General features: G+C 62.9%; 9 protein-coding genes. 6 read left to right on the top strand and 3 right to left on the bottom strand.

Features of this window, described 5'->3' with window-relative positions; translation table 11 throughout:
- From VGP39_RS05120 to VGP39_RS05095, 6 genes are all read left to right on the top strand, one after another.
- On the top strand, positions 1-597 hold a 597-nt coding region (locus VGP39_RS05120), incomplete at its 5' end, for a pyridoxal-phosphate-dependent aminotransferase family protein (RefSeq protein ID WP_414644569.1).
- 96 nt (positions 598-693) lie between these two features.
- Positions 694-1,755, top strand: coding sequence for an ABC transporter ATP-binding protein (locus VGP39_RS05115; protein ID WP_327567026.1), 1,062 nt, complete (start codon positions 694-696; stop codon positions 1,753-1,755).
- Between the two features lie 16 nt (positions 1,756-1,771).
- Positions 1,772-2,836 carry an ABC transporter substrate-binding protein gene (locus VGP39_RS05110; RefSeq protein WP_327567025.1) on the top strand — a complete coding sequence of 355 codons (1,065 nt, stop codon included), beginning with the start codon at positions 1,772-1,774 and terminating at the stop codon, positions 2,834-2,836.
- Between the two features lie 17 nt (positions 2,837-2,853).
- Positions 2,854-3,915: an ABC transporter substrate-binding protein gene (locus VGP39_RS05105; protein WP_327567024.1), complete on the top strand. Its 1,062-nt coding sequence runs from the start codon at positions 2,854-2,856 to the stop codon at positions 3,913-3,915.
- A gap of 148 nt (positions 3,916-4,063) precedes the next feature.
- Positions 4,064-5,785: an iron ABC transporter permease gene (locus VGP39_RS05100; protein WP_327567023.1), complete on the top strand. Its 1,722-nt coding sequence runs from the start codon at positions 4,064-4,066 to the stop codon at positions 5,783-5,785.
- A 197-nt stretch (positions 5,786-5,982) separates the two neighbouring features.
- The gene (locus VGP39_RS05095) at positions 5,983-8,100 is read left to right on the top strand and encodes a S9 family peptidase (protein WP_327567022.1); all 2,118 of its coding nucleotides are present in this window, start codon (positions 5,983-5,985) and stop codon (positions 8,098-8,100) included.
- A gap of 144 nt (positions 8,101-8,244) precedes the next feature.
- Here VGP39_RS05095 and VGP39_RS05090 read toward each other — a convergent pair whose 3' ends face one another.
- From VGP39_RS05090 to VGP39_RS05080, 3 genes are all read right to left on the bottom strand, one after another.
- Positions 8,245-8,964, bottom strand: a complete 720-nt coding sequence (locus VGP39_RS05090; protein WP_327567021.1) for a ribonuclease activity regulator RraA — start codon at positions 8,962-8,964, stop codon at positions 8,245-8,247.
- A 168-nt stretch (positions 8,965-9,132) separates the two neighbouring features.
- Positions 9,133-10,872 carry an L-arabinonate dehydratase gene (araD, locus tag VGP39_RS05085; protein ID WP_327567020.1) on the bottom strand — a complete coding sequence of 580 codons (1,740 nt, stop codon included), beginning with the start codon at positions 10,870-10,872 and terminating at the stop codon, positions 9,133-9,135.
- A 101-nt stretch (positions 10,873-10,973) separates the two neighbouring features.
- On the bottom strand, positions 10,974-11,891 hold a 918-nt coding region (locus tag VGP39_RS05080; RefSeq protein WP_327567019.1), incomplete at its 5' end, for an ABC transporter substrate-binding protein.

Raw genomic sequence — 11,891 nt, 5'->3', positions numbered from 1 at the left:
AAGGGCTTGATGACGCCGCCCGGCCTCGGCTTCGTCGCCGCCAACGATCGCGCGCGCGAGGTGCACAAGACGGCCAACCTGCGCACGCCCTACTGGGACTGGAGCGAGCGCGAAGGCCCCGAGCATTACCGCAAATACGCCGGCACGGCGCCGGTGCATCTGCTGTTTGCGCTGCGTCAGGCCATCGACATGCTCTACGACGAGCAGCTCGAGAATGTGTTCTTGCGCCATCGCCTGCTCGGCGAAGCGGTCCGCCGCGCCGTCGGCGTGTGGTCGGAGGGCCAGGTGCTCGGCTTCAATATCGCCGAACCCGGCGAACGCTCGGACACGGTGACCACCGTGATGATGTCGAACAGCTACGATCCGACGGCGCTGCACGAGTACTGCAAGCAGAAATGCGGCGTCGTGCTCGGTATCGGCATCGGCGAACTCGCAGGGCAAGCCTTCCGGATCGCCCATATGGGGCACATCAACGCGCCGATGATTCTGGGCACCCTCGGCGTCATCGAGGTCGGCCTCAATGCGCTCGATATTCCGCATGGCAAGGGCGGCACCGAGGCCGCGATCGAGTGGTTGGGCGAAAGTGTAAGCGCCTGAGCGTCCGCGAAGCCTTTTCGGCGCCCCTTCGTTCGTGCTTAGGTCGATCCAACGATGAATAAGATGCCGCCAGCAATGCGGATAGGGAGATCTTAATTGGCGTCCGTTGAATTGCGCGGCCTGACCAAGCGGTTTGGTGAGCTTGCGGTGGTGGACAAGGTCTCGCTGCGGATCGACCACGGTCAGCTGGTCTGCCTGCTCGGCCCTTCCGGCTGCGGCAAGACCACGACGCTGCGGTTGATCGCGGGTTTCCTGGAACCGACTGAGGGTGAAATCCATGTCGGCGGCCGGCTGGTGTCGTCGAAGGCGCGGACCTTGCCGCCCGAGCAGCGCAAGATGTCGATGATCTTCCAGAGCTACGCGCTGTGGCCGCACATGACGGTGGCGGAGAATATCATCTATGGCTTGAAGTTGCGGAAACTCGATCGTGAGACCATCGCGAAGAAGCTCAAGGCCATCCTGGAAACGACAAAACTCGAAGTATTGGCGCAGCGCTATCCCGGCGAATTATCGGGGGGACAGCAGCAACGCGTGGCGCTGGCGCGGGCGCTGATCGTCGAGCCGGAAACGCTGCTGCTCGACGAGCCGCTGTCGAACCTCGACGCCAATCTGCGCGAGGAAATGCGGTTCGAGATACGTCGTCTGCACGACGAGTACCGCTACACCACGGTATACGTGACCCACGACCAGTCCGAAGCGATGACTACCGCCGATCTGATCGCGGTGATGAACGCGGGCGTGATCGACCAGCTCGGCACACCCGAGGATATTTACGACCGGCCGCAATCGGAATTCGTCGCCCGCTTCATCGGCGCCAGCAATGTCATCAAGGGCAGCGCAATTGACGGCAATCATGTCGCGTTTGCCGACGCGACCTTGCAGGTGACCGGCGCGAACCTTAACCCCGGCCAGAATGCCGCGGTCGCAATACGCCAGCACGACATCCAGCTTTCGACCGACGTGCCGCAAGCTTCGCAGAACGTGGTCAAGGCCACCGTGACGCGCCAGGTGTTTCTCGGCAGCAGCCGCGACTACATGGTCGAAACCTCGGACGGCACCACGTTGCGGGTCATCACCGGGACCGACAACGCCGTTCCCAAGGGCGCCGAGGTCTGGCTGACGCTGCCGCCGGAGCGCTGCCGCGCGCTGAGCCGATAATAAAAAGGAGATCGCGATGAAAAACAAAATCAACAGGCGCGACGTTCTGAAAGGCTCGACCGCGCTGGCGCTCGGAACAATGTTCGCCTCGCGCGTCCTAGCGCAAGCGCCGCCGGCCGAAGCCATCACGCCGCAGCTGATCGAGGCCGCGAAAAAAGAAGGCAAGGTGGTCTGGTACACCTCGATCGATCTGTCGGTTTCGGAGAAAATCGCAGCCTCGTTCAAGGAGAAGTTCGGCGGCATCGAAGTGCGGGTCGAGCGCACCGGCGCCGAGCGGGTGTTCCAACGCATCGGCCAGGAATATGCCAGCAACGTCCATGCCGTCGATGTCGCGAATTCGTCGGACGCCGCGCATCTCCTGGCGTGGAAGAGGCAGGGCATCCTGCAAGCTTACGTGCCCGAAGACGTCGCGAAATACTTCAAGCCCGAGCACCGCGACGCCGACGGCACCTATGCCGGTTTTCGCGCCACGCTCTCGCCGATCGCCTACAACACCAAGCTGGTGAAGCCGGAAGACGCGCCCAAAAGCTTCAAGGACCTGCTCGATCCGAAATGGAAGGGCAAGATCGTCAAGGCGCATCCCGGCTATAGCGGAACCATCCTCACCGCGACGTTCGAGATGGTGCGCGACATCGGCTGGGATTATTACGAGGCGCTGGCCAAGCAGAACGTCATGCAGGTGCAATCGGCGACCGATCCGCCAAAGAAATTGTCGCTCGGCGAGCGCAGCGTGATGGCCGACGGCACCGAATACAATATCTTCCTGCTGAAGGAATCCGGCCAGCCGGTGGAGGCGGTCTATCCGACCGAGGGCACGCCGTTCATCGTGGGGCCGAACGGCATCTTCAAGGCGGCGCCCAACCCCAATGCGGCAAAGCTGTTCCAGAACTACTGCTTCACGCCGGACGCGCAGCAGATCATCATCGACGCCGGCGGCCTGCGTTCGCTGCACGCGCAGGTCAAGGAACATTCAGGGCGCAAGCCGCTCGCCGACATCAAGCTGATGAAGGAAGACGCCGAGGGCGCCGAGAAGGCGAGCGAAGAGATCAAGGCGCGCTACCAGAAACTGTTCCGGGTCTGACGCAGGAGGCGGTACCGATGCGAAAGAGATTGTCCCGGCGCGATATCATCAAAGGATCGGCGGCGCTTGGCTTGGGCGTATGGGCGACGCGCGTGATGGCGGCTGCGCCGGCGGCGGTATCGATCACGCCCGCTCTCGTCGGGGCCGCGAAAAAAGAAGGCAAGGTGATCCTGTATTCGTCGATGGACCTTCCCGTCGGCGAAAAACTCGGCAAGGCGTTTGAGGCGCAATATCCGGGCATTACCGTGCAGATCGAGCGCTCCGGCTCGGAGCGGCTGTTCCAACGGGTCGATCAGGAATTCGCCAGCAATATCCGCGCGGTCGATGTGATCAACACTTCCGACGCCTCGCACATCATCACCTGGAAAAGGAACGGCTGGCTGGCGCCGTTCGTCACCGAGGACATCGCGCAGCATTTCCTGCCCGAATATCGCGATCCCGACGGCATGAGCGCGACCTCGCGGATCTACCTTTCGTCGATCGCCTACAACACCAAGCTGGTGAAGGGCGAAGACGCGCCCAAAAGCTGGGCCGATCTGCTCGATCCGAAATGGGCCGGCAAAATGGTAAAAGGCCATCCCGCCTATAGCGGCACCATCATGACCGCTACCTTCCAGCTGGTCCGCGAGCTCGGATGGGACTATCTGGAAAGGCTGTCGAAGCAGCGCGTGATGCAGGTGCAGTCCTCGACCGATCCGCCGAAGAAGCTGGCGCTCGGCGAGCGCTCGGTGATGGCCGACGGCAACGAATATGGCGTCGTGCTGCTGAAGGAGGCGGGACAACCGGTCGAGCCGGTGTATCCGACGGAAGGGACGCCGACCGTTTCGGGACCGACCGCCATCTTCGCCACCGCGCCGCATCCCAATGCGGCGCGGTTGTTCCAGGCGTGGTTGCATACCCGCGAGACGCAGCAGTTCTTCGCCGACTATACCGCGCAGTATTCGGCGCATGCGCAGGTGCAGTCGAAGCCGGGGCGGCGGAAGATTTCGGACCTCAAGCTGATGAAGGAAGACGCGGCCGGTGTCGAGGCCGCTGCCGAAGACATCAAAACGCGCTATGCGAAACTGTTCCGGGTTTAACCCTCCATGTCGCCGATTCACTTTATCATCGTCATTCCGGGATGCGCCTCTTGGCGCAGGCCCGGAATCCATACTCACGATCGTGGTTATGGATTCCGGGCTCGCTCGCTTCGCTCGCGCCCCGGAATGACGAAGAAGAAATAGACCGATGACCATCACAACCACCACCGACACCCTCCACGCCAGAATCGACTGGACCAAACCGGTGCTGTGGCTGTTCGCGGCGTTTCTGGTGGTGCTGATCGTAATGCCGCTGTCGTGGCTTGCGGTCTACAGCCTGACCGACCGCGACCGGCACCTCACGCTGCAGAATTTCGTAAAACTGTTCACCGACCCGGATTTTCTCGACCCGCTGCTGACCACGGCGATCATCGCAACGACGTCGGCGATGTTCTGCTGTGTCGTCGCGGCCCCGATGGGGTGGCTGGTGTCGCGCACGGATATGCCGGGGCGGCAGTTCATCCGCGCATTGGTGACTGCCTCGTTCGTTACGCCGCCGTTTTTGGGCGCGGTGGCCTGGGAGTTGCTGGCGGCGCCGAACTCGGGACTGCTCAATCAACTGTATCGCCTGGTCACCGGGGCGGAAGCCGACTCGCATCTGTTCAACATCTATTCGCTGACCGGGCTCATCTTCGTGATCTCCTGCTACACCTTCCCGTTTGTGTTTGTGCTGGTCGCCAACGCGCTGGACAACATGCCAGGCGAACTCGAGGATGCCTCCGCCATCCTCGGCGGCAAGGCCTGGACCACGGCGCGGCGCGTCACGATTCCGCTGGCGCTGCCGGCCCTCGTCGCCGGCGCGCTGGTCGCGTTCCTGCAGGCCATGACGCTGTTCGGCTCGCCGGCCATCCTGGCGCTGCCCGCCGGCTTCCACACCATGACGACGAAAATCTGGAGCCTGTTCCAGTACCCGCCAAAACTCGAACTCGCCGCCGCCGCCGCAGTCCCTCTATTGCTACTCACCATCGTGCTGCTGCAGGCCCAAAAGTTCATTCTCGGCCGGCGCGGCTATTCGGTGGTCGGCGGCAAATACGGCGCGCCACGCCGCGTCGAAATGAAGGCGTGGCGCTGGGCCGCGCTGGCGTTCTGCCTCCTGATCCTGCTCAATCCGGTATTCCTGCCGTATTTCGCGCTGTTCAACGCCGCGTTCTCGCCCAACGCGACGACCCTGGTGACGCCGGGCACCTTCACGCTGCACAACATCGTGTTCGTGTTCACCGAATTGTCGTCGACCCAGCTTGCGTTGAAGAACACCGTGATTCTAGGCGCGGCGACCGCAACCATCGGCACCATTCTGGCGCTTGTGATCGCCTATGTGACGACGCGGCGCGTGGTCGCGGGCTCGCGCGCGCTCGGGTTTCTCGCTACCGCACCGATCGCGGTGCCCGGCATCGTGCTCGGCGTCGGCCTGTTCCTCAGCTATACGCGGCCGCCCTTCGTGCTCTATGGCACATTGTGGATTCTGCTGATAGCGTTCCTCACCATCAGCCTGCCGTCGGCCTATCAGCAACTTCAGGCGGCCTTTGCCACCATCCATCCCGAACTCGAGGATGCCAGCCGGATCCTCGGCGCGACGCGGCTGCAATCGTTGCGCCACATCACCGCGCCGCTGCTGCGCACCGGCGTGATCGCGACCTGGTGTTTCATCTTCATCGGGGTGATGCGCGAATTGTCGGCGGCGATCGTTTTGTTCACGTCGCAGACAAAGGTGCTGTCGGTGCTGATCTATGACCTCAATGAAAGCGGCGATCTTGCCGCGATCTCGGTGCTGGGGCTGGCGATGCTGGTGATCACCTTCGCGGTGGTGCTTGCCGTCAACCGGATTCCGGTATTCGGCGCCGGCGCCGGCGCGCGACTGCGCAACGGCTGACGTTCAACGTAGTGCGTCATACGCGGGCTTGACCCGCGTATCCATCTTCTTCGCAAAGAGTCTTTCGAAGAAGATGGATTGCCGGGTCAAGCCCGGCAATGACGAGGGAGTGAGTTGCGTACCTCTGGCAATCAAGGCGACGACGCGTATATGGCATGAGGCCGCACTCCGCGGACATTTCGCGAAAGAAACCTTAAGTGAACCGACAAAACGCCAAAAGCAGTCCGCCGCTAGCCGCGCCCATCGCATCGCGGCGGCCGCATTCGTTCACGACTCATGGCGTCACGATTACGGACGATTATGCGTGGCTGAAGGACCCCAACTGGCAGGAAGTGTTGCGCGACCCATCGGTGCTCGACCCGGATATCCGCAGCTATCTTGAGGCCGAGAACGACTACACCGAAAGCCTGCTCGGCCACGCCGCCGGCCTGCAGAAGACGCTGGTTAAGGAGATGCGCGGCCGCATCAAGGAAGATGATTCCAGCGTGCCGGCGCCGGACGGTCCCTTCGCCTATATGGGAAAATTCCGCGAAGGCGGCCAGCACGAACTGTTCGGCCGCATGCCGCGCAGCGGCGGCGACGTCGAAATCATTCTCGACGGCGACGCGCTCGCGGCCGGCCATCACTACTTCAAGTTCGGCGGCGCGCGGCACTCGCCTGATCACAGGCTCGAGGCCTGGAGCGCTGATGTCAAAGGCTCGGAATATTTTGCGATTCAAGTGCGCGACTGGGCCGATGGCAAGGACCGCGCTGATGTCGTCGAGGAAACCGATGGCGGCGTGGTGTGGACGGCGGATTCCAAAGCCTTCTTCTACGTAAAACTCGACGACAATCATCGCCCGATGCAGGTCTGGCGTCATCGCCTCGGCACGCCACAGGCGGAAGACATCCTTGTCTACGAAGAAAAGGATTCCGGCTGGTTCACCCATATCCATGAAAGCGCCAGCGGCCGGTTCTGCGTGATCGCGGGCGGCGACCATGAAACCTCGGAGCAATGGCTGATCGATCTTGCCGATGACACGGCAAAGCCGCGTCTGGTCGCGGCGCGCGAGAACGGCGTGCAGTATTCGGTCGCCGACCGCGGCGGCGAACTGTTCATTCTCACCAATGCCGACGGCGCAATCGACTTCAAGATCGTCACCGCGCCGCTGGCTATGCCCGAACGCGCCAACTGGCGCGACCTGATCCGGTATCGCGAGGGGGTCTACATCCTCGATTTCGATCTCTATGCCGGGCACCTGGTGCGGCTGGAGCGCGCCAACGCGCTGCCGTCCATCGTGATCCGCGATCTTGAGAGCGGCGGCGAGCATGCCATCGCCTTCGACGAAGCTGCCTATTCGCTGAGCACTATCGGCGGCTACGAATTCGACACCACGAATCTGCGCTTTTCCTATTCGTCGATGACCACGCCGTCAGAAATCTACGACTACGACATGACGAGCCGTGAACGTCGCTTACGCAAGCGGCAGGAAATCCCATCCGGCCACAATCCGCACCATTACGTCACCACCCGCATCATGGCGACCTCGCATGACGGCGCGCAGGTGCCGGTGTCGATCCTGCACCGAAAGGAGTTCAAACGCGACGGCAGCGCGCCGCTGCTGCTCTACGGCTACGGCTCCTACGGCCACGCGATGCCGGCATCGTTCGCGGCCAACCGGCTGTCGCTGGTCGATCGCGGTTTCGTCTATGCCATCGCCCATGTCCGCGGCGGCGCCGACAAGGGCTGGGGCTGGTATCTCGACGGCAAGCGCGAGAAGAAGACCAACACATTCGACGATTTCGCCGCCGCCGGCCGCGCGCTGATCGAGGCGAAGTACACGCGCGCAAAGCGCATCGTCGGCCATGGCGGCAGCGCCGGCGGCATGCTGATGGGCGCGGTCGCCAACCGCTCCGGCGAATTGTTCGCCGGCATCGTCGGCGAAGTGCCGTTCGTCGACGTGCTCAACACCATGCTCGACGGCACGCTGCCGCTGACGCCGCCGGAATGGCCGGAATGGGGCAACCCGATCGAGAGCGAAAAGGATTTTCGCACCATCCTGTCCTATTCGCCTTACGACAATGTCGCGGCACAGGACTATCCGGCGATCCTGGCGATGGGCGGCCTCACCGATCCGCGCGTCACCTATTGGGAGCCGGCCAAATGGATCGCGCGGCTGCGCGCCACCATGAGCGGCGGCGGCCCGGTTCTGCTACGCACCAACATGGGCGCCGGCCACGGCGGCGCCTCGGGCCGCTTCGACCGGCTCGACGAAATCGCCATCGTCTATGCGTTCGCGCTGTGGGCGGTGGGGATGGCGGAAGGCGAAGCGTGAATTTCGTGTCCCGGACGCGGTGCGGCATTCTTCATGCCGCTCCGCAGAGCCGGGACCGTCACGAACACTGGGTTTGGTGCGGCCCCGGCTCTGCAGCGCACCACGCCGTGAAGAACGGCGCGCTGCGCCGCGTCCGGGGCACGGCTACCTTTCGTTCGCTTTCCGCCACGCCGCGAAGTCGACCAGCGTCTGCTCGTCCGTCGCGGGATAAAGCCCGAAAATCCCCCGCCCCTTCCGCACCTGCTCGGTAACAAAATCCTCGAACGCCGTCATCTCGAAGGCCTCATTGGCGATCTCGTCAGCGAGATGCGCGGGGATGACGATCACGCCGTCGCTGTCGCCGAGGATCACATCGCCGGGAAACACCGGCGCATCGCCGCAGCCTACGGGGACGTTGATCTCGATCGCCTGATGCAGCGTCAAATTGGTCGGCGCGCTGGGGCGGTGGTGATAGGCCGGAAAGCCGAGTTTTGCGATCTCGGCGGAATCCCTAAAACCGCCATCGGTGATGACGCCGGCGACGCCGCGCTGCATCAACCGCGTCACCAGGATGGCGCCGGCGGACGCGGCGCGGGCATCCTTGCGGCTGTCCATCACCAGCACGGCGCCGGGCGGGCAATCCTCGATCGCCTTGCGCTGCGGATGCGCGCGGTCGCGGAACACGTCGAGCTTGTTGAGATCCTCACGCGCGGGCATGTAGCGCAGCGTAAATGCCTCGCCGACCAGGGTCGGCTGATCGGGGCTGAGCGGATGCACGTCCTGAATGCACTGGCTGCGAAAACCGCGCTTGAACAGCGCGGTCGCCACCGTCGCCGTCGAGATGGTTTTCAATTTGTCGCGAGTGGCGTCGCTGAGCTTGGTCATGGTGTTGCACTCAAGTTTTTCTTGACCGTGTCCCGGACGCGCTGCGGCATTCTTCATGCCGCTGCGCAGAGCCGGGACCGTACCAGACGCTGTGCTTCATTGCGGCCCCGGCTCTGCATCGCACCGCTTCGCGAAGAGCTACGCGCTGCGCTGCGTCCGGGGCACGAGCTAATAAATCGCCGGCTCCTTGACCGGCGCGCCAAAGCTGGTTTCGAGGAAATCGAAGTCGCAGCCTTCGTTGGCCTGTTTGATATGCTTCGTAAACATCCAGCCGTAACCGCGCTCAAAGCGCGTCTCCGGTTGCTTCCATTCGGCCCGGCGTTTTTTAAGCTCCGCTTCGGACACGTCAAGATCGATGGTACGCGCCGCGACATCCAGCGTGATCCGGTCGCCGTTCTGCACCAGCGCCAGCGGCCCGCCGATGTAGGATTCCGGCGAGACGTGCAGGATGCAGGCGCCGTAGCTGGTGCCGCTCATGCGCGCATCGCTCAATCGCACCATGTCGCGCACGCCTTGCTTCACCAGTTTTGTCGGGATTGGCAGCATGCCCCATTCCGGCATGCCGGGGCCTCCTTGCGGGCCCGCATTGCGCAGGATCAGCACATGATCCGCGGTGACATCGAGATCGGGATCGTCGATCGCCTTCTTCATCGACGGATAATCGTCGAACACCAGCGCGGGTCCCGAATGTTTCAGGAAACGCGGCTCGCAGGCGCTGGGTTTTATGACGCAGCCATCCGGCGCGAGGTTTCCCTTCAAGACCGCAAGCGCGCCTTCGGCATAGATCGGATTGGAAATCGTGCGGATCACATCGTCGTTGTAAACTTCGGCATCGGCAATGTTCTCACCGAGCGTCCTGCCGGTGACGGTCATCGCATCGAGATGCAGATGCTCCTTGATCCGGCTCATCAGCCCAGGCAATCCGCCGGCATAGAAAAAATCCTCCATCAGGTATTCGTCGCCGCTCGGCCGGACATTGGCGATCACCGGCACCTTGCGGCTGGCGACCTCGAAATCGTCAAGCCCGATGTCCTGCCCGGCGCGGCGCGCCTGCGCGATCAGGTGAATGATGGCGTTGGTGGAGCAGCCCATCGCCATCGCCACCGTGATGGCGTTCTCGAACGCCTTGCGGGATTGAATCTTCTGCGGCGTCAGGTCTTCCCACACCATCTCGACAATGCGGCGGCCGGATCCGGATGCCATGCGGATGTGGCCCGCGTCCGCCGCGGGAATCGATGACGCGCCCGGCAGCGTCATGCCGATCGATTCGGCGATCGCGGTCATGGTGGAGGCGGTGCCCATGGTCATGCAGGTGCCATAGCTGCGCGCGATGCCGGCCTCGACGTCGACCCAGTCCTTGTCGGAGATTTTTCCCGCGCGCCGCTCGTCCCAGTATTTCCAGGCATCGGAACCGGAACCGAGAGTCTTGCCCTTCCAGTTGCCGCGCAGCATCGGTCCTGCGGGCAGATAGATCGCGGGGATTCCGATGCTGGTGGCGCCGAGCAGCAGCGCCGGCGTGGTCTTGTCGCAGCCGCCCATCAAGACAACGCCATCCACCGGATGCCCGCGCAAAAGTTCCTCGGCGTCCATCGCCAAGAGGTTGCGATAGAGCATGGTGGTCGGCTTCAAAAACGATTCCGACAGCGACAGCGCCGGCAATTCCATCGGAAAGCCGCCCGCCAGCAGGATGCCGCGTTTCACATCGTCGACGCGGGTCTTGAAGTGCATGTGGCAAGGCTGCGCGTCCGACCAGGTATTGAGGATCGCGATCACCGGCCGGCCGGCCCATTCCTCCGGCGCGTAACCCATCTGCATTGCGCGCGAGCGATGGCCGAAGGCGCGCAGATCGTCCGGTGCGAACCAGCGCGCGCTGCGCAGCGAGGCCGGGTCTTTTCGTTTGTCGGTCATTTGCACCTTCGGTGGGTGGGTTGAGCCCTTGCGAAACCCACCATCTTTCCCTTCGCAATGATGGGTTTCGCAAGAGCTCTACCCATCCTACATTCCTGCGTTCAACTGCCGTTGAGATCGGCCGAACTCGGCAGGTAATAATCGGTCCATGCCTTCGGTTTGGTCTTCAGCGTGCCGACCTTGTAGAGGTGGTCGGCGAATTTCATGGTGCCTTGCGGCTGAAGATTCCACTCCATCATGCCGGGCTCCTTGAGCCAGGCCAGCAGGTCTTCCGCGCTGGTCTTGTCGCCGGTGACTTCCTTGTAGATATCGACCGCGGTCTTGGTATCGGACCGGATCAAGTCCTGCGCTTCCTTCGACGCCGCGCGCACGGCTTCGATGATCTTCGGGTTGGCATCGGCGAATTTGGTGGTGGTGAAGAACTGCGCCTGGCTGAGCGGCCCACCCATCACTTCCGTAGAGGTCAGCACCACATGCGCGCCGGGCACGTTCTTCAACTCGATGAAGGTGTAGGGCGGAATGGTGAAATGGTTGTGGATTTCATGGGTCGGGTTCGACATCGCGCCGACCGCGTCGGGATGGCCGAGTTGCACCGTGTTGGAATCGAATTTGGACCACTGGTCGTCGCCATAGAGTTTGGCGGCGGCGATCTGCAGCACGATGGCCTGCGTCGACACTTTTACCGTCGGCACTGCGATCTTGTCGCCCGGGCCAAAATCCTTGATGGTCTTGATGCGCTCGTCGCGGCTGATCAGACTCATCGGCTGCGCGGACGTTGCAACGATGCCCTTGACCCCGCCTTTGGTGCGGTCCCACAGCAGCAACAAATTGCCGGTGCCGGTGCACAGAATGTCGACCGTGCCCGCGAGCAGCGCATCGGTCTGCGCCCCGCCGCCCGACAGCGTCACCCATCTGGTCGTAACGTTGGGCAGGCCCAGCCGCGCGGCATGCTTCTCGATCAGCCTCTGCTTCTCGATGATATGGGTCGGCATATAGAGAATGCCCGGCTGCCGGGAAAC

It is taken from the genome of Bradyrhizobium sp. (assembly GCF_036009065.1).
In the GTDB taxonomy this organism is placed as follows: Bacteria; Pseudomonadota; Alphaproteobacteria; order Rhizobiales; family Xanthobacteraceae; genus Bradyrhizobium.
This window is presented reverse-complemented; position numbering and strand designations above follow the sequence as displayed.